The sequence below is a fragment of the Pseudomonas sp. GW458-11-26-14-LB4 genome (genome assembly GCF_059423925.1).
On record NZ_JBWKYU010000004.1, the window covers coordinates 136,118 to 154,865 of the forward strand.

Genomic DNA, 18,748 nt, shown 5'->3' on the forward strand with positions numbered 1-18,748 from the left:
TGGGAGCGAGCCTGCTCGCGATGGGCATGAATGCGGTTCATCTGAAAAACCGCGTCATCGTTCATCGCGAGCAGGCTCGCTCCCACAGTTGAACAAAGGGTGTTACTGGATCAGCGAGCCGCGCAGCGAGTGCGGTTGCGCCGCGTCGATGTGGACGTCGGCGAACTGGCCGATCAGGGTCGGATTATCGCAGCGGAAGTTGACGATACGGTTATTCTCGGTGCGCCCTTGCAGCTCGCCCGGGTCTTTCTTCGAATAATCGGTCACCAGAATGCGCTGGACCGAACCGACCATTTGTCGGCTGATCTCGAACCCTTGCTGATTCAAACGGTGCTGCAAGGCGTTCAGGCGTTCTTTCTTCAGTTCTTCCGGGGTGTCGTCGGCCAGATCGGCGGCTGGAGTGCCCGGGCGCTGGCTGTAGACAAACGAGTAGGAAAAATCGAAACCGACATCGGCAATCAGCTTCATGGTCTGCTCGAAATCTTTCTCGGTTTCCCCCGGGAAGCCGACGATAAAGTCCGAGCTGATGCAGATGCCCGGTACGGCGGCGCGCAGTTTGCGCAGCTTGGATTTGTACTCCAGCGCCGTGTGGTTGCGCTTCATCGCGGCCAGGATCCGGTCCGAACCCGACTGCACCGGCAAGTGCAGGTGCTTGACCAGTTCCGGCACTTCGGCGTGGGCCTGGATCAGGCTGTCGGAGAATTCCAGCGGGTGCGAGGTGGTGTAGCGGATGCGGTCGATGCCATCGACCGCCGCGACGACGCGGATCAGTTCGGCCAGATCCGCCAGACGACCGTCGTGGGTCAGCCCGCGATAGCCGTTGACGTTCTGGCCCAGCAGGGTCACTTCACGCACGCCATGTTCGGCCAGGTGGATGATCTCGGCGATCACGTCGTCGAACGGTCGGCTGACTTCTTCGCCGCGGGTGTAGGGCACCACGCAGAACGTGCAGTACTTGCTGCAGCCTTCCATCACCGACACGTAGGCGCTTGGCCCATCGATGCGCGGCTCGGGCAGGTGGTCGAATTTTTCGATTTCCGGGAACGAGACGTCGACTTGCGGCAGCTTGCTGATGCGCGCGGCGTCGATCATTTCCGGCAGGCGGTGCAGGGTCTGCGGGCCGAACACCACGTCGACGTACGGGGCGCGATCACGGATCGCCGCGCCTTCCTGGCTGGCCACGCAACCGCCGACGGCGATCACCATGTCCGGGTTGGCCAGTTTCAGTTCGCGCCAGCGGCCGAGCTGGGAATACACCCGGTCCTGGGCGCGTTCGCGGATCGAGCAGGTGTTGAGCAGGATCACGTCGGCATCTTCGGCGCGCGCCGTGACTTCCAGGGCCTGGTGTTCGCCCAGCAGATCGACCATGCGCGAGCTGTCGTACTCGTTCATCTGGCAACCGTGGGTTTCGATGTAAAGCTTCTTGGCCATGGAATAGGGTCGTCACGTGGTTCAAAGAACCGCGCATTATAGGGAACATGTCCCCAGGTTCCTACCGCTGCGCGTCCGGTGGCTATGCTATAGTTCGCGCCCTCATTTTTACCCCGATGTCGTCCGCCCGCCATGACCAAACGCGAAGCTCCAATCTACAAGGTGATTTTCCTCAACCAGGGCCAGGTGTTCGAAATGTACGCCAAGCAGATCTATCAAAGTGATCTGTGGGGGTTCCTGGAAGTGGAAGAGTTCGTCTTTGGCGAGCGCACGCAAGTGGTCGTCGACCCGAGCGAAGAAAAGCTCAAGGCGCAGTTCGAAGGCGTGGTGCGCAGCTTTGTGCCGATGCACTCGATCGTGCGCATCGATGAAGTCGAGCGACTGGGGACGCCAAAGATCAGCGAAGCCCGTGGCGGTGTTGGCAATGTGATGCCGTTTCCGGTGCCGATGCCCGAGAAGTAAAACCGGGTTTTATGGAAGTGATCGTTCCCATGCTCTGCGTGGGAATGCCGCCTTCGACGTTCCGCGTCGGTGACGAAAAGCGCGGGAACTATCGTTAGTCAGGGCAGGGGCGAGAACGGCGTACGCCCGTCGGCGCTCTGCAGTTCCATCAGGTATTTACGGAAAATTTGCCCGAGCACCTGGGTCGCGGTTTCCAGGTCTTCGCGGGACATCTTTTCAGACACTTCGTCGGCGGTGTCTAGCGCGTCTTCGGCGCCGTTGACCGCGGCCATCTTCAGCACGATATAAGCCTGAATGTTGTTGGCCTGCACGCCTTCACCGTGGAAGAACATGGTGCCGAGCTTGAATTGCGCCTGGGCGTGACCTTGCAGCGAGGCCTTTTCGAAATAGCTCAGGGCTTGATTGAGGTCGCGCGGCGCATTCTTGCCGTCGTAGTAGAACTCACCCAACTCGTATTGCGCTTGCGCATCCCCCTCATCCGCTGCCTTTTGGCAGGCGGCGAGTGCCTGCGTGACATCTTGCGGCTGAGTATTGAGGGTGCAGCGACCCATCGCCGGGATCAACAACGAGTTGCCGCCTGCTTGTGCATGTGCGAGCAGCGGCTGAAGGAGCAACAGGCAGCCCAAGGCAAGGGTGCGGCCGGTGCGGTTCATGGGAATCGACTTACCTCTGAAGGGCGCGCGGACCCGTCGAGGGATCCAATAAGCGCGCATTATGAAATAAGCAGGGCCATCCTTACAAAGTCTTTACTCGATTTTCTGCTGCGCGGGAAATATATCGCCCACTTTATGGGAGATTTTTGGCAGGCGTGTCGGAAAAGGCGTGCGGATGTAGGAGAACGCTGACGCTGGCAATGGCCAACGTCAGCGGCGGGGCGTTTTACTTCAACTTGGCGAAGGCGCGTTCGGCGGCGTCGAGGGTCAGTTTCAGCTCGGCTTCGCCATGGGCGATCGAGGTGAAACCGGCTTCGAAGGCGCTCGGTGCCAGGTACACGCCACCTTCCAGCATCAGGTGGAAGAAGCGGCCGAACAGCGCTGCATCGCTGGCCATCACGTCTTCAAAAGTAACAATGTCGTCGGCACCGCTGAAGTACAGACCGAACATGCCGCCCGCCTGGGTGGTCACGAACGGAATGCCGGCGGCATCGGCGCGCTGTTGCAGGCCGTCGAGCAGGCGCGTGGTGTAATCGGTCAGTTCGGCGTGGAAACCCGGACGGCTGATCAGGCGCAGGGTGGTCAGGCCGGCGGCCATCGCCAGTGGGTTACCCGACAAGGTGCCTGCCTGATAGACCGGGCCCAGCGGCGCGATGCGCTCCATGATCGAGCGCTTGCCGCCGAAGCAGCCGACCGGCATGCCGCCGCCGATGATCTTGCCGAAGGTGGTCAGGTCCGGGGTTACGCCGTAGTAAGCCTGGGCACCGCCGAGGGCGACGCGGAAACCGGTCATCACTTCGTCGAAAATCAGCACCACGCCGTGCTTGTCGCACAGGCTGCGCAGGCCTTCGAGAAAACCCGGCGCCGGCGGTACGCAGTTCATGTTGCCGGCCACTGGCTCGACGATGATGCACGCCACGTCCTGACCGACTTCGGCGAGCATTTTTTCAACCGCGTCGATGTCGTTGAACGGCAGGGTCAGGGTGTGTTTGGCGAATGCCGCCGGTACGCCGGCCGAGCTTGGTACGCCCTGGGTCAGTGCGCCGGAACCGGCCTTGACCAGCAGACTGTCGGAGTGGCCGTGGTAGCAGCCTTCGAACTTGATGATGCTGTCACGGCCGGTGAAACCACGGGCCAGACGGATCGCGCTCATGGTCGCTTCGGTGCCGGAGCTGACCATGCGTACCATTTCCATCGACGGCACCAGCGAGCAGACCAGGTCGGCCATCTCGGTTTCCATCGCGGTCGGCGCGCCGTAGGACAGGCCGTGCTGCAACTGGTTGCGCACCGCATCCAGCACTTCCGGGTGGCTGTGGCCGAGGATCATCGGGCCCCAGGAGCCGACGTAATCCACATAACGCTTGTCGTCTTCGTCAGTGACGTAGGCGCCTTCGGCGTGCTTGAAGAACAGCGGCGTGCCGCCAACGCTCTTGAACGCGCGCACCGGCGAGTTCACGCCACCGGGAATGTGTTTCTGGGCGTTGGCAAACAGGGTTTCGGAACGAGACATGATCGGGCTCTCAGACTTTTAGTAATTCATTGAAGGCGCGGGCGCGGCGGGTCACTTCGGCGGTGCTGTCGGCGCCGAACAGGCCATGGACCACGGCCAGCAGATCGACACCGTGGGCCACCAGTGGCGCAGCGTTGTCGAGGGTGATGCCGCCGATCGCGCAGATCGGCAGGTGCAGGGTACGTTTGGCCTCGTCGAGCAGATCGAGGCTGCAACTCGGTGCACCGGGTTTGGTATTGGAATTGAAGAAGCGACCGAAGGCGACATAACTCGCGCCCTCTTTGGCGGCCTGTTCAGCCAGTTCAAGCTGTGCGTGGCAGGTCGAACCGATAATTGCTTTCGAACCGAGCAGGGCGCGGGTCGGCGACAGCGGGCCGTCGGTCTGGCCCAAGTGCACGCCGACGTTCAGGCGCGCGGCCAGTTCGGCGTCATCGTTGATGATCAGTTGCGTCTTGTAGCGTTCGCACAGGTCGCGCAGGGCCTCGGCCTCACGCAGGCGGCGGGCTTCGTCGCTGCTTTTGTCGCGGTATTGCAGCAGGGTGACGCCGCCTTCCAGCGCCGCCTCCACGTAGGACAGAAACTTGCCGGCCAGCAACTGGCTGTCGGTGATGGCATACAGGCCACGTAGTTTCATCGCGCAGACCTCAGGCTCGGAACATCAGGAACAGAAATCCAGCGGCAGACGACGCGGCACGAACTGGCCTTTGCCCAGCTGTTCGGCATCGCGCAGGGTGCGCCAGGTGTAATCCAGCGCAGTACGCACCGCGCTCGCAAGGTTTTCGCCCAGTGCCAGGCGACCGGCGAGGGTGCTGGCCAGGGTGCAGCCCGAACCGTGATAGCTGCCCGGCAGGCGCTGGCACTTGAAGGTTTCGCGCAGCCCATCACGGCTGTACAGGCGGTTGTGGATTTCAGTTTCGTCGCCGTGACCGCCGGTGATCAGCAGGTTCTTGATGAACGGCAGAAGTTTTTCAGCGCACTCGTCTGCGGTGCCTTCTGGCAGTTCGGCGAGGATCCGGGCTTCGGGAAGGTTGGGGGTGGCGATGATCGACAGCGGCAGCAGGCGTTCGCGCATGGCGTAGCCGACTTCGTCCTTGCCCAGGCGTCCGCCGCCGCCGGCACGCAGCACCGGGTCGCAGACCACTGGCAAGTGCGGGTGCGCCTGAAGCAGTTCGACGACGGTGTCGACCATTTCCAGAGAACCGAGCATGCCCAGTTTCACTGCCGCGACTTCGGAGTCGTTGAGCACGGCATTGGCCTGGGCCAGTACCCACTCACGGTCGAGGACGCGAAAGTCAGTGACGTTGACCGTGTCTTGCACGGTCAGGGCGGTGACGGCCGGAGCCGCATGGCAACCCTGAGCGAGCAGGGCTTCGATATCTGCCTGCAAGCCGGCGCCACCACTGGGGTCGTGGCCGGAGAGACAGAGGACAACGGGGCGTGAGCTGTAGATATTCATGGTGCGCGAGCTTACCACCAAACCTGTTTTCCGGGTGTTGTGGCGCAGCGCGCGGCCGATAACCCGGGTAGCGAGATCCACAGCGCTTGTCACAATCTGACCGAGCCAACAGCTCTAGCCCGGTGTTTTGCTCTGGAACGCCCGTTCTAGAGCCTTCCTTGGAAAAATTTCCATGGTGCTCAATGGCCATCAACGGCTATGCTAGAGTGGATCCAAACCAATAACAGGTAATACCGGTTTTACGTCATCTCAAAGGGAATGGGGGGCTTCCTGACACAACCGGCCAAGCCACGCTGGGGCTTCAATGCGCTATTTGTTGATGTTGCTGTTCTGCTTGCCCCTCCTGGCAAGCGCCGTCGAGTTCGACGAGTTCACCCAGAGCCTCCCGCTGGGTCGATCCCTGCAAGTGTTCGAAGACCCGAGCGGTCTGGCGAGCATTGCTGACGTCCGCGCGCAAGCCGCCGCTGGAAACTTCAAACCCCATGACAAAGCCACGCTCAATGCCGGTTATTCGCGCTCGGCGTTCTGGCTGAAGATCGACCTGCATTACCGCCCGACCAATCCGTCGGCGCAGCGCAGCTGGTTGCTGGAGCTGGCGTATCCGCCGCTCGATCATCTCGACCTGTATCTGCCCGATGCCGCCGGTGACTACCGTCTGGTGCGGCAGACCGGCGACGCTTTGCCGTTCGCCAGTCGCGAGATCCGCCAGAACAATTACCTGTTCGATCTGGCGTTCAAGCCGGATCAGCAACGAACCGTTTATCTGCGGTTGTCCAGCGAAGGCTCGATCCAGGCGCCGGTAACGTTGTGGTCGAGCACCGCTTACCTCGAAGACCAGCCAGTGCGCCTGTATGTGCTGGGGATCATTTATGGCGTGCTGCTGGGGATGCTGGTCTACAACCTGTTCATCTACCTCAGCGTGCGCGACACCAGTTACCTCTATTACATCTTCTATATCGCCTCGTTCGGCCTTTATCAGCTGTCGGTCAATGGCGCGGCGGTCGAGTATTTCTGGCCGGACAACCCGTGGTGGGCCAACGCCGCCACGCCGTTCTTCATCGGTTGCGCGGGGCTCTTCGGCAGCCAGTTCGCCCGCAGTTTCCTGCAGACGAAGAACCACAGCCGTTGGCTCGATCGTCTGTTGATCGCCCTGATTGTTTTTGGCGCCGTGGTGATCGGTCTGTCGTTGATGACCAGTTATGGCCTGGCCCTGCGTCTGGCGACGACCCTGGCACTGACCTTCACCGTGGTGATCTTCGCCGCCGGGATCCTCGCTTGGTGGCGCGGCCTGCGGGTGGCGCGCTATTTCATCATTGCCTGGTCGGCGTTCCTGATCGGCGGCATCGTCAACACCATGATGGTGCTGGGCCTGCTGCCGAATGTGTTCCTGACCATGTACGCCAGCCAGATCGGCTCGGCCATCGAAGTGGCGCTGCTGTCGCTGGCCCTGGCCGACCGCATCAACGCGATGCGCGAACAACAGGCGCAGACCCTGTTCGACGCCGGCCAGAAACTTGAAGTGCTGAACCAGCAACTGGCCCACAGCAACAAGCTCAAGGACGAATTCCTCGCGACCCTGACCCACGAACTGCGCACGCCCATGAACGGGGTGATCGGTTCGCTCGAGTTGATGCAGACCGTCGAACTCGATCCGGAACTGGAGCAATACCAGCAGACTGCCGCCGGTTCGGCGCGGGACATGATGCGCATGGTCAACGGCATCCTGACCCTGACCGAATTGCAGGCCGGCAAGCTCAAGGCGACGCCGGGCAGTTTCAGCCTGCGCGGGGTGGTCGAGGCGTTGCGGATTCAGTTCGATGGCAACGCTTCGAGCAAGTCGCTGGACTTCAAGGTCGACGTGCTGCCGACCCTGCCGGATCGCCTGCATGGCGACAGCGCCAAACTCGCGCAATGCCTGGAGTGCCTGCTGGACAATGCGATCAAGTTCACCCGCGTCGGCGGTCTGGCATTGCGGGTGACGGGCAAACCGTCGACGGACAATCGGCTGGCGCTGTCCTTTGCGGTGATCGACACCGGCATCGGTTTTACCGATCTGGGCGAGGCGACGATGTATCAGCGCTTCTTCCAGCTCGACGGTTCGATGACCCGCGAATACGGCGGGCTGGGCGTCGGTCTGGCGATCTGCCGTCAATTGGTGGAGTTGCTCGGTGGCAAGCTCACACACCGCTCCGAACCGGGGAGTGGCAGCCGCTTTCAACTGGATGTCGAGTTTGAGTTGCCGGAAGTGGAAACCGTGCCCGCGTTCAGCCGCGACACCGTGCGTGCGCCGCAGGATTGCACCGTGCTGCTGGTGGACGACAACAGCGTCAACCAACTGGTGATGCGCGGCATGTTGCTCAAGCTCGGTTTCCGCGTGCGCACCGCCGACCACGGCGCGGCGGCGCTCGACTGTTTGCAGCGCGAGCGCTTCGATGCCGTGCTGATCGACTGCCAGTTGCCGCCGCTCGATGGGGCATCGCTGTGTTGCCAGATTCGTGACCTGCCGGGATGCGCCCATCTGCCGGTGTTCATGATCGCGCTGGGGGCGGATCGCGAGCATTGCGCGTCGGGTGGCTCGATCGATTATCTGAGCAAACCGGTGAAATTCGAGGATCTGCAGGTTGCGATGCAGCGGCGGGTGTTGAGTTGCTGATAGGGTGAAAGCGCCGGTATTTAGGCCGATATGACACTTTGATCGGTTCGGGGGCGGTGCTTAACTGAAGCTCTGGCCGATCAAGGAGCCCCGTCATGAACCTGCATCAGTTCGCCGAAACTCACGAAGTCACCAACCAGCCACCGTCGCTGGACGGCACCAATCTATACCGCATCGACCTGCCGTTGCAGGAGTGGTCGCGGCGGTTCGGTGCCGGCTGGGCCGAGTCGCGGATCGACGCCTACGGCGCGCTGGCCGGCGGGCCGCTGATGGAGGCCGGGTTCCTCGCCAACCAGAACAAACCGGTGTTCGCCAGTCATGACCGCTATGGACATCGCATCGACCTGGTGGAGTTTCATCCGGCGTATCACGAGCTGATGCGCATCGCCATTGAACATGGCTTGACGTCGTTGCCCTGGGCTCATCCACAGGACGGCGCCCATGTCGCCCGCGCTTCCATGTCCTATCTGCACAGTCAGGCCGAAGCCGGCAGTGGTTGCCCGCTGACCATGACCTTCGCCAGTGTCCCCGCGATGCGTTTGCAGCCGAATCTGGCTGAGCAATGGCTGCCGAAAATCCTCGCCACCGAATACGACCCGCGCAATGTCGGCATGGCCCACAAGGCGGGCGTCACCATTGGCATGGCGATGACCGAGAAACAGGGCGGCACCGACGTGCGTGCCAACACCACCAAAGCTTATCCGGTCGGCGCCAGCGGCCCGGGCCAGGCCTATGAACTGGTGGGGCACAAGTGGTTCTGTTCGGCGCCGATGTGCGATGCGTTCCTGACGCTGGCGCAAACCGACAAGGGCTTGAGCTGCTTCCTGCTGCCGCGCCATCGCCCGGACGACACGCGCAATCAGTTCTACATCCAGCGCCTGAAAAACAAGCTCGGCAACCAGTCCAACGCTTCCAGCGAAGTGGAATTCCGAGGCGCGCTGGCATGGATGGTCGGCGAAGAAGGGCGCGGCGTGCCGACCATCATCGAGATGGTGGCGATGACCCGTTTCGATTGCATGGTCGGCTCCAGCTCGCTGATGCGTCAGGCGCTGACTCAGGCCAGCCATCACTGCGCCCATCGCAAGGTCGGCGGCAAACTGCTCAGTGAACAGCCACTGATGCAGAACGTGCTGGCCGATCTGGCGCTGGAAAGCGAAGCCGCGCTGGCGCTGAGCCTGCGCATGGGCAAGGCGCTGGATCATCTGGACGATCGCCATGAAGCGCAGTTCGCCCGACTGGTGACGGCGGTGGGTAAATACTGGATCTGCAAACGTGCGCCGGGGATGATCAACGAAGCCGCCGAGTGCATGGGCGGTGCTGGCTATGTCGAGGAGAGCATCCTGCCGCGGCTGTACCGCGAAGCGCCGGTGAACTCGACGTGGGAAGGCTCCGGCAACGTGCAATGCCTCGATGTGTTGCGCGCCTTGTCGAAAGAGCCGGGCGTACTCGATGTGTTGTTCAGCGAGTTGGGCGACGGTCATGGCGACAAGCGACTGGCCGCGCACATTCAGCAATTGCAGGCACAGTTCAAGGACACCAGCGACATTCAGTACCGCGCTCGGCAACTGACTGAAGACATTGCTCTGGGACTGCAAGCGAAGTTGCTGCTGGAGGCCGGGAATTCGGCGGTCAGCGATGCGTTCATCGCCAGTCGTCTGAACGGAGGCGGGCGGGCCTACGGCGCGTTGCCGCGCGGACTGGATGTCGAAGCCATCGTCGCCCGCTCTACGCCGCAAGGTTTCTGACCCAAGTCGCCCAAACACAACAAAACCCTGTGGGAGCTGGCTTGCCAGCGATGACGGCCTGTCAGTCAACATCGATGTTGAATGTGATGGCCTCATCGCGGGCAAGCTCGCTCCCACAGGGATCTTCATTGTTTGAATGATTAGGGTGAACCCACAACGCCACTGTTTCCGTGACGCCACGATGCAGGCAAGATGAAGCTCTGCAAGTCAGAACACAGGAAGCTGATCGTGACCGAAGCGTTTATTGTCGTTCAAACCGCCGAACAGGCCGTGGATCGTCTCGCCGAGCTGCATGAGCGGGCCACCACGGCGCTGAACTCGGCGCTCAAGCGTTATCTCAAGGATCGCGTCGAGCCCGACGCCGAGCAACGTGCCCTGTTCCGTTATCCCGAACTGCGTCTGACCTACCACTGCCAGGGCGAAGTCCCGCAGACCACCCGCGCCTACGCCAAGGTGCAGTTGCCGGGCACCTACAGCGTGACCGTCACCCACCCGGCGGCGTTTCGCAAATACCTGCTGGAACAGCTCACGCCGCTGATGCACGACTTCACCGTGACCGTCGAAGTCGGGGTCAGCGAGCAGAACATTCCATATCCGTACGTGGTCGAGCAGGGCGATGAACTGGCCGGCTCTGGCGTCACTGCCGCCGTGCTGGCACGGGTGTTCCCGAGTACCGACCTGTCCGCCGCCACCGATGGCATCGCCGACGGTCTCTACGACTGGGAAAACACCGATCCGCTGCCGCTGGCGCTGTTTGACGCCGCGCGCGTCGACTTCTCGCTGCGTCGTCTGGTGCACTACACCGGCAGCGACTGGCGCCATGTGCAGCCGTGGATTCTGCTGACCAACTACCACCGTTATGTCGACCAGTTCATCGTCCATGGCCTGGAACAACTGCGCCGCGACCCGCGTTTCGTACGCATGGTCTTGCCGGGCAACGTGATCATCGAAAAGGGCATGGATCACGGCGAAGCCTCGGCGATTGCGGCCGGTGTGGTCTGGCACCGCTACCAGATGCCGGCCTATCACCTGATCGCCAGCGATGGCCACGGCGTGACCTTGGTCAATATCGGCGTCGGCCCGTCCAACGCCAAGAACATCACCGACCACCTGGCTGTGCTGCGTCCGCATTGCTGGCTGATGATCGGTCACTGCGGCGGCCTGCGTCAGTCGCAGACCATCGGCGACTACGTGCTGGCCCACGCTTACATGCGTCGCGACGGTATTCTCGACCGGGTGGTGCCGCCGAACATTCCGATTCCGGCGCTGGCCGAAGTGCAACTGGCGCTGCAACAAGCGGCAGCCAATATCACCGGCGAAAAAGGCGAAGAGCTGAAAAAACGTCTGCGTACCGGCACCGTGCTGACCTACGACGACCGCAACTGGGAATTGCGCTGGGCTCAGGAACGACCGCTGATCAACCTGTCCCGCGCCGTGGCCGTGGACATGGAAAGCGGCACCATCGCCGCCCAGGGTTATCGCCTGCGGGTGCCGTACGGCACGTTGCTGTGTGTATCGGACAAGCCGCTGCACAGCGAAATCAAGCTGCCGGGTTCGGCCAACGCGTTCTACGAGCGTGCGGTCAGCCAGCACTTGAAGATCGGCATTGAAGCGGTGGATCTGCTGCGCACCGAACTCAATTCGCTGCACTCGCGCAAACTGCGCAGCTTCGACGAGCCGCCGTTCCGCTAACGGTTTGTCGTGGTCATTTGGCGGTCGGGGCACTAGCATTGTCAGCCCTGATCGCTAAATGTCTGCTCTCTTATGTCCCGTCCTCAACGTCCACCTTCCCGCCGCCCCGGCGCGAAGCCAGCTTCTTCAGCCCCGCGCCGTGTTGCCAAGGCACCGCCCGCTGAGCCGAAGCTGATCCTGTTCAACAAACCGTTCGATGTGCTGACGCAATTCAGCGACGGCGAAGGGCGGGCGACGCTCAAGGATTACATCGACATTCCGGGCATCTACCCGGCCGGACGGCTGGATCGTGACAGCGAAGGTTTGCTGCTGCTGACCAACGACGGCCAGTTGCAGGCGCGGATCGCCGACCCCAAGCACAAGCTGGCGAAAACCTATTGGGTGCAGGTCGAAGGCGTGCCGACGGCCGAGCAGTTGCAGCGTCTGCGCGACGGCGTCGAATTGAATGACGGCATGACCTTGCCCGCGCAAGCGCGGCAACTGGATGAGCCCGAGCTGTGGCCGCGCAATCCACCGGTACGCTTTCGCGCAACGATTCCGACAACCTGGCTGGAACTGGTGATTCGCGAAGGACGCAACCGCCAGGTGCGGCGGATGACGGCGGCGGTCGGGCTGCCGACGTTGCGGCTGGTACGGGTCAGGATTGGTGACTGGACGATCGAAGGGCTCGATCAGGGACAGTGGAAAGAAGTGCCGGCGCGCTTATAAGGCGCCGGACTCGATCAGGCCGATCACCACGCTCTTGATGATGAATGCGGCCACGCCCAGGCCCAGCACGAAAAACAGAATGAACGAGCCAAAGCGCCCGGCCTTGGACTTCTTCGCCAGATCCCAGACGATGAAACCCATGAAAATGATCAGGATGCTGACCAGACCGGTCATCATCCACTCTTCAAATACTGCTGGATCCATCGGGTTCTCCGGCACGCACGGGGCTAAAAGGGCGCGGCGAGTATACGCCAAGGGGGGCGGGGTGGCATTGATCTGGGTCTGATCCGACGACTGGCCCTCACCCTAACCCTCTCCCGGGGGGAGAGGGGACTGACCGAGGTGTCTGGCGTCATACATCGACCTGAAATTTCCAGTCGATTATGGATTCACAGCAGGGCGTTCAGGTCGGCGTACTTCTCGAGCAACCCACCGTCGGCCCCCTCTCCCTGCGGGAGAGGGCTGGGCGGGCGGCGTTCCGATGAGGGCAGCTCTTGATCAGCTACGCAGATGAGTCAGCGGCAATTCAGTGCTGTTGAGCACCTGATTCAGCACAAAGCTCGAGCGCACGCTGGTCACGCCTTCGATCCGGGTCAGGTGCCCCAGCAGCAGCTTCTGATAGTGATCCATGTCCGGCACCACCACTTTCAGCTGATAATCGGCATCGACACCGGTGACCAGGCTGCATTCCAGCACTTGCGGCAACGTGCGGATCGCCGCTTCGAAGTTCTCGAAACGCTCCGGCGTGTGCCGGTCCATGCCGATCAGTACGTAGGCGGTCAGGCTCAGGCCGAGCATCTTGCGATCGAGCAGGGCGACCTGGCGGGAAATGTAGCCGTCGTCCTCCAGTTGCTTGACCCGGCGCGAGCACGGGGAGGGCGACAGACCGATGCGCTCGGCCAGTTCCTGGTTGGAGATGCGGGCGTCGCGCTGCAATTCCGCCAAAATACTGAGGTCGTAACGGTCGAGTTTGCTCATCAAACGGTCCTTTGTCTTAACTATTGCGGCGGATTATCTATCCAGGGTTAAAAATTGCGCAAGTGATGTTTATTTGAGCAATCTTCGCAATCATCTGTCGCGGCGCCGGGCCTATTCTTATCACCAGAATCACTGCTCGGTAACACAGTCCACGCGGCCCGCCCAATCCGGCCTGCCGCGGCCGCCACCCCCACCGGGGTTGTGCCGGCCCCCGAGCTGCACACTGTCCAGAAGACGGCGTGAGGTGAGCCGATGTCAAAAGCGTCGAGCCAGGACGAAGTTCTCTAGAAGGGAGGCCGACGGGTCTCCCTTTTTTCTTGCCCGCGATTTGACTCTTCTCGCTCAATAAATAAATGACGTGACTGATAACCTGTAGCAGAACCCGGTGTGCCCATCCCCGGTCTTAGCTACACGCCCTCTTAATTTCAGGCTCTAGTCCGCAGTGAGGAATTTCATGAAGTCGCGCATCTGGCGTCTGGCCAGTGTTGGTTTGCTGTGTGTGAGTGTCGGTGCGCAAGCGCTGGCGGATGAGCCGCAGAATCGCGGCCCCGACGGCGGCGGACGCGGGCCGGAGCATCAGGGCAACAATCAGGGCCATGGCGGCGGCAATCAGCAGCACGGCCAAGATAATCCGCAGCGGCAGAACAACGACATCATTCGTGGCGACAACAGCCGCCAGTTCGAGCACAACGGCCAGCAGAATCACGGCCAACCGAACAACGGCCAGTGGCAGAACCAGAACCAGCCACGTCCGGCCTACAACCCCAACCCGGTGCGCCAGCCGCCACCGCCGCCGCAACTGCCGGCCAATGACCTGCCGATCCAGCCGCGCCCCGACACCGTGCGCCAGACCCAGGAACCCCGTCAGGGTTACTACCGCGACGAGCGCCCGCAGAACGGCTATCACCAGAACTGGCAGACCGGCAACCGCCCCAACGACAATCGCTGGCCGGGTCGCCCGGACGGGCATGGCAACGGCTGGGGCCCGGGCCCGCAATACCGGCCGGGCCATGTGATCGACCGTTTTCCGGATCGCGATTACCGTGTGCCGTATCGCGGCCAGGACTATTTCTACTCCGGCGGCTACTGGTATCGCCCGCAAGGCCCGCGCTACATCGTGGTTCAGCCGCCGCGCGGGATTCGCATCCAGTACCTGCCGGATTACGCTCGGGAAGTGTGGATCGGCGGTTCGCTGCTGTTCCTCGCTGCTGGCTCGTACTACGCGTATCAGGAAGCGACCCAGGATTACGTGGTGGTCGAGCCGCCGGTGCAGCAGCCACCGCAGCCGACCGGCAATGGCTATGACGTGGAAGCCTATCCGGCCAACGGTCAGTCACCGGAGCAGGTTCAACGCGACGGGTACGAGTGTTATCAGTACGCGGTGCAGCAGAGCGGCTTCAATCCGCGCACCGCGACTTATCAACCGGCACCCGAAGTGGTGCAGGCCTACCGTCAGGCCCAGGGCAATTGCCTGAGCAGTCGCGGTTATCAGGTCAACTACTGAGCCCGAGCGGCTTTGACCACTTCCTGCGGGTCGGCGTGCACCAGCACTTCGGCCCGTGGGTAGGCTTTGTGAATCGCATCCGCCGCCTGATCGCTGATGCCATGGGCGACTGACAGCGTCAGCTCCCCCGGCAATTCCAGGTGCAACTGCACGAACCAGTGATTGCCGGAAATACGCGTGCGCAAATCATGCGCACCCAAAACGCCTGGCACGCCGCACGCCAGTTCGAGCATGTGCTGACTGACATCCGTCGGCAGCTCTTCATCCATCAGCACCGAAAAACTTTCCCGGGCGATCTGAATCGCGCTCCACAAAATGTACGCCGCAATTCCCAGACCGAACCACGCATCCAGCTGATCGAACCCCAATCCGGCCAACACCAGCGCAATCAGAATGCTGCCGTTGAGCAACAGGTCCGAACGGTAATGCAGCGAATCCGCCCGCACCGCGTTGGACCCGGTCTGCTTGATGACCCGATGCTGCAGCATCAACAGCGCGACAGTCAGCAGCAGGGAAAACACGATCACACCAATGCTCAGCCACGGCGCGCCGAGCGGCTCCGGATTTTTCAAACGCTCATAAGCCTGAAACGCGATCAGCACCGCACTGCCACCAATGAATAACGCCTGTGCCATGCCCGCCAGAGACTCGGCCTTGCCGTGCCCATAACGGTGATCATCATCCGCCGGGCGCAGCGCGTAATGCACCGCCAGCAGATTGAGCAACGAAGTGACGCCATCGAGGGCCGAGTCGGTGAGGCCGGCGAGCATGCTCACCGAACCGCTCAGCCACCAGGCGATGGCTTTGGCGATGATCAGCGTACAGGCCACCGCCACCGAGGCGCGGGTCGCCAGCCGCAGCAGGCGGGCGTGTTCGGTGCTTGTGGTCATGGGTGCGTCTATTCCTTAAGCGGCAGGTTGCAGGCCGAACATCGCCAGTTGCTGGGTGCTGCCCTTGTGCTGGATCAGGCGCGGGTCGTCCAGCGGCAGATTGCGGCCCAGCTCCGTTTCGAGAATAGCCTGCAACTTCAAGTTATCGACCTGACCGTCCGGGCCGATGGCTTGCTTGAGCTTGGCCGGATCGACCTGCGCCGTATGGCCCGGTTCGAAGTAGATCGCGCCGGTGGCGAAGTCCACTGCAAACGCGATCACGCCGGGAAGGATATAGAACAACAGGCCCACGGCATCGAGCACGGCAATCGCCGGGTCGATCTTGCCGTCGATCTGGCCGCGCCGGTCTGGGTAGAAAATCGAACCGCACGCGGTGATCTGAGTGAGCAGGGTGGCAACCAGTACACCGCCGATCAGGCGAAAAGGTAAGCGCATGGGAATCTCCTGAGTCATCTGTTAACGAAGCGTCATCGTGTGAAGTTAAGACCCTGACGAACGCCTGGCAGTTCGCCGTTATACTCGGCCCTCTGTTTTGGAGCCAGTATGAATTCGTTGCCGATCGATGACGTTTTACCTGCCCTGCGTGAAGCCCTCGCGACACGCCACGAAGCCGTGCTCGAAGCACCGCCCGGCGCCGGTAAAACCACCCGCGTGCCCTTGGCCCTGCTCAATGAAGCGTGGCTGAACGGGCAGACCATCCTCATGCTCGAACCGCGTCGACTGGCGGCGCGTGCAGCGGCGGAGCGGCTGGCCAGCGAGCTGGGCGAGAAGGTCGGTGAAACCGTCGGTTACTGCATCCGCCTCGACAGCAAGGTCGGCCCCAATACGCGCATCGAAGTGGTTACCGAAGGCATTCTCACCCGGCGTCTGCAGGACGACCCGGCGCTGGAAGGCGTGGGCCTGCTGATCTTCGACGAATTTCACGAACGCAGCCTCGACGCCGATCTGGCGCTGGCCCTCAGTCTGAACGGTCGCGAGCTGTTTCGAGCTGAACAACCGCTGAAGATTCTGCTGATGTCCGCCACCCTTGAAGGCGAACGTCTGGCCGGGTTGCTCGACGACGCGCCGATCCTGCGCAGCGAAGGCCGGATGTTCCCGGTGACGATGCGCTGGGGCCGGCCGTTCCAGCCCGGCGAATACATCGATCAACGCGTCACGCAAACGGTGCTCGAAGCGCTGCACGATGAAACCGGCAGCCTGTTGGTGTTTCTGCCGGGGCAGGCGGAAATCCGGCGTGTTCATCAACAACTGGCGGACGCCATCGGTGAGCGCAGCGACGTGTTGCTCTGCCCGTTGCACGGCGAACTCGACCTGAATGCCCAGCGTGCCGCCATCGACCCGGCGCCGGCAGGCCAGCGCAAAGTGGTGCTGGCCACCAACATCGCCGAGACCAGCCTGACCATCAACGGCGTGCGCGTGGTGATCGACGCCGGGCTGGCGCGAGTGCCGCGTTTCGATCCGGGCAGCGGCATGACCCGCCTCGACACTCAGCGCATCTCCAAAGCCAGTGCCACCCAGCGCGCGGGTCGGGCCGGGCGTCTGGAGCCGGGCGTGTGTTATCGGCTGTGGTCGCAGGATCAGCATGAACAGCTGGCGGCTTATGGCAGCGCGGAAATTCTGTCGGCGGATCTGGCTGGGCTGGCTTTGCAACTCGGTCGCTGGGGCGTGGCGCCGAGTGATCTGATCTGGCTGGACGTGCCGCCGGCCGCCGCTTATGCACAGGCTCAGGATTTGTTGCAGCGCCTCGGTGCACTGGACGGTGAAAGCCTCAACCGTCACGGGCAGGCCATGGCTGAATTGCCGGCCCATCCGCGCATCGCGCATTTGCTGTTGCGTGGTCAGGCACTGGGCTTGGCGACCATGGCGTGCGACGTCGCCGCGTTGCTCGGCGAGCGCGACATTTTGCGCGGTGCCGGGGCGGATCTGCACAGCCGTCTGGTGCTGCTGTCCGGCGAAGAACGCGCGGCCCGTGGTGCCCAGGGCGGCGTGCAGCGCGCCCGGCAACTGGCGCGGCAATATCGCGGCTATCTGCGCGGCAAGGCCAGCGAACCAGTTGCCGATCCGGATCACCCGCGCTGGCTCGGCGCCTTGCTGGCGCTGGCCTACCCGGACCGCGTCGCTCAGCAGCGGCGTGCCGGTGGTGCCGAATATCGTCTGGCCAACGGCCGCGCGGCGCTGTTCGCCGAAGCCGACAGCCTGATGAAGGAACCGTGGATCGTCATCGCCGACCTCGGCAGCCGTCAGGGCCAGCGTGAGGAACGGATTTATCTGGCGGCAGATTTCGATCCGGCGCTGTTCGATTCGGTGCTGGCCGAACAAGTGCACAACGTCGATCAACTGGACTGGGACGAACGCGAAGGCGTGTTGCGCGCCGAGCGCCAACGCAAGGTCGGCGAACTGATCCTCAGCCGCGAACCTCTGACCGGTCTCGACGAAAACGCCCGCAGTCAGGCACTGGTCAATCTGGTGCGGCGCAAGGGGCTGGAGCTGCTGCCGTGGACCCCGGAACTGCGCCAGTGGCAGGCGCGAGTCGCGTTGCTGCGTCAGCTCGACCTGGACGCCAAAGGCGAAAGCCAATGGCCGGATGTCAGCGACGCCACGCTGCTGAAAACCCTTGAAGACTGGCTGATGCCGTACTTGGGCAAGGTCTCGCGCCTCAGTCATTTCGCCAACCTCGACCTGTCGAGCATCGTGCGCAATCTGCTGCCATGGCCACTGCCGCAACAGCTCGATGAACAGGCACCGCATCACCTGAGCGTGCCGTCGGGCTCGTCGATTCGACTCGACTACAGCGAACAGCCACCGATTCTCGCCGTGCGCTTGCAGGAGCTGTTCGGCCTCGCCGACACACCGCGCATCGCCGGCGGCCGGCAGGTGGTCAAGCTGCACCTGCTGTCGCCCGCACGGCGTCCGGTGCAGGTGACGCAGGATCTGGCCAACTTCTGGCGCAGCACCTATGCCGAGGTGAAGAAGGATCTGAAGGGGCGGTATCCGAAGCACTATTGGCCGGATGATCCGCTGGTGGCTGAAGCCACCGCCCGGGCCAAGCCGCGCGGTACGTGAGGG

At 62.4% G+C, this 18,748-nt stretch carries 16 protein-coding genes; 7 read left to right on the forward strand and 9 right to left on the reverse strand.

Annotation, left to right across the window (positions count from 1 at the left end; translation table 11 throughout):
* Positions 1-102: 102 nt before the first annotated feature.
* Complete coding sequence (miaB, locus tag AC07XZ_RS07345) at positions 103-1,431, reverse strand: tRNA (N6-isopentenyl adenosine(37)-C2)-methylthiotransferase MiaB (protein WP_074691567.1); 1,329 nt, start codon at positions 1,429-1,431, stop codon at positions 103-105.
* A gap of 132 nt (positions 1,432-1,563) precedes the next feature.
* On the opposite strand from miaB, the gene AC07XZ_RS07350 reads away from it, so the two are divergent.
* Positions 1,564-1,893 (forward strand): DUF1820 family protein, encoded by a 330-nt coding sequence (locus AC07XZ_RS07350; protein ID WP_007958692.1) that lies wholly within the window; start codon positions 1,564-1,566, stop codon positions 1,891-1,893.
* Positions 1,894-1,991: 98 nt separating this feature from the next.
* Here the strand turns inward: AC07XZ_RS07350 and AC07XZ_RS07355 are convergent, their stop codons facing one another.
* The 4 genes from AC07XZ_RS07355 to AC07XZ_RS07370 all read right to left on the reverse strand — a co-directional run bounded on the left by AC07XZ_RS07355 (position 1,992) and on the right by AC07XZ_RS07370 (position 5,512).
* Positions 1,992-2,546, reverse strand: a complete 555-nt coding sequence (locus AC07XZ_RS07355; RefSeq protein WP_003228518.1) for a tetratricopeptide repeat protein — start codon at positions 2,544-2,546, stop codon at positions 1,992-1,994.
* Positions 2,547-2,772: 226 nt separating this feature from the next.
* Complete coding sequence (gene hemL, locus AC07XZ_RS07360; RefSeq protein ID WP_064382167.1) at positions 2,773-4,056, reverse strand: glutamate-1-semialdehyde 2,1-aminomutase; 1,284 nt, start codon at positions 4,054-4,056, stop codon at positions 2,773-2,775.
* A gap of 10 nt (positions 4,057-4,066) precedes the next feature.
* Positions 4,067-4,690 (reverse strand): thiamine phosphate synthase, encoded by a 624-nt coding sequence (thiE, locus tag AC07XZ_RS07365; RefSeq protein ID WP_085608753.1) that lies wholly within the window; start codon positions 4,688-4,690, stop codon positions 4,067-4,069.
* 24 nt (positions 4,691-4,714) lie between these two features.
* Positions 4,715-5,512 (reverse strand): hydroxymethylpyrimidine/phosphomethylpyrimidine kinase, encoded by a 798-nt coding sequence (locus tag AC07XZ_RS07370; RefSeq protein ID WP_039771996.1) that lies wholly within the window; start codon positions 5,510-5,512, stop codon positions 4,715-4,717.
* A gap of 304 nt (positions 5,513-5,816) precedes the next feature.
* Between AC07XZ_RS07370 and AC07XZ_RS07375 the strand changes: the two genes are divergently transcribed.
* The 4 genes from AC07XZ_RS07375 (at position 5,817) to AC07XZ_RS07390 (ending at position 12,310) form a co-directional block, all read left to right on the forward strand.
* Positions 5,817-8,165: a hybrid sensor histidine kinase/response regulator gene (locus AC07XZ_RS07375; protein WP_102686361.1), complete on the forward strand. Its 2,349-nt coding sequence runs from the start codon at positions 5,817-5,819 to the stop codon at positions 8,163-8,165.
* 95 nt (positions 8,166-8,260) lie between these two features.
* Complete coding sequence (locus tag AC07XZ_RS07380; protein ID WP_102686360.1) at positions 8,261-9,910, forward strand: acyl-CoA dehydrogenase family protein; 1,650 nt, start codon at positions 8,261-8,263, stop codon at positions 9,908-9,910.
* Positions 9,911-10,102: 192 nt separating this feature from the next.
* Positions 10,103-11,602 carry an AMP nucleosidase gene (gene amn, locus AC07XZ_RS07385; protein ID WP_162130486.1) on the forward strand — a complete coding sequence of 500 codons (1,500 nt, stop codon included), beginning with the start codon at positions 10,103-10,105 and terminating at the stop codon, positions 11,600-11,602.
* Positions 11,603-11,674: 72 nt separating this feature from the next.
* Entirely contained in the window at positions 11,675-12,310 is a 636-nt protein-coding gene (locus tag AC07XZ_RS07390; RefSeq protein WP_085612563.1) for a pseudouridine synthase, read from the forward strand.
* Here AC07XZ_RS07390 and AC07XZ_RS07395 read toward each other — a convergent pair.
* Together AC07XZ_RS07395 and AC07XZ_RS07400 are read right to left on the reverse strand one after the other, a co-directional pair.
* Positions 12,305-12,514: a DUF2788 domain-containing protein gene (locus AC07XZ_RS07395; RefSeq protein WP_003228500.1), complete on the reverse strand. Its 210-nt coding sequence runs from the start codon at positions 12,512-12,514 to the stop codon at positions 12,305-12,307. The genes AC07XZ_RS07390 and AC07XZ_RS07395 overlap by 6 nt on opposite strands.
* 294 nt (positions 12,515-12,808) lie before the next feature.
* A complete protein-coding gene (locus AC07XZ_RS07400; RefSeq protein ID WP_007909658.1) occupies positions 12,809-13,288 on the reverse strand; it encodes an Lrp/AsnC family transcriptional regulator in 480 nt (159 codons plus the stop codon).
* Between the two features lie 454 nt (positions 13,289-13,742).
* Between AC07XZ_RS07400 and AC07XZ_RS07405 the strand changes: the two genes are divergently transcribed.
* Positions 13,743-14,792, forward strand: a complete 1,050-nt coding sequence (locus tag AC07XZ_RS07405) for a DUF6515 family protein (protein WP_102686359.1) — start codon at positions 13,743-13,745, stop codon at positions 14,790-14,792.
* Here AC07XZ_RS07405 and AC07XZ_RS07410 read toward each other — a convergent pair.
* Both AC07XZ_RS07410 and pmcY read right to left on the reverse strand, forming a co-directional pair.
* Positions 14,786-15,682 (reverse strand): cation diffusion facilitator family transporter, encoded by an 897-nt coding sequence (locus tag AC07XZ_RS07410; protein WP_102686358.1) that lies wholly within the window; start codon positions 15,680-15,682, stop codon positions 14,786-14,788. The two genes, AC07XZ_RS07405 and AC07XZ_RS07410, sit on opposite strands and share 7 nt — an antisense overlap.
* Before the next feature lie 15 nt (positions 15,683-15,697).
* Positions 15,698-16,117 (reverse strand): periplasmic Zn2+ metallochaperone PmcY, encoded by a 420-nt coding sequence (pmcY, locus tag AC07XZ_RS07415; RefSeq protein WP_039771823.1) that lies wholly within the window; start codon positions 16,115-16,117, stop codon positions 15,698-15,700.
* Positions 16,118-16,225: 108 nt separating this feature from the next.
* Here pmcY and hrpB point away from each other — a divergent pair, with 108 nt between their 5' ends.
* A complete protein-coding gene (gene hrpB, locus AC07XZ_RS07420) occupies positions 16,226-18,745 on the forward strand; it encodes an ATP-dependent helicase HrpB (protein WP_102686357.1) in 2,520 nt (839 codons plus the stop codon).
* Positions 18,746-18,748 lie beyond the last annotated feature (3 nt).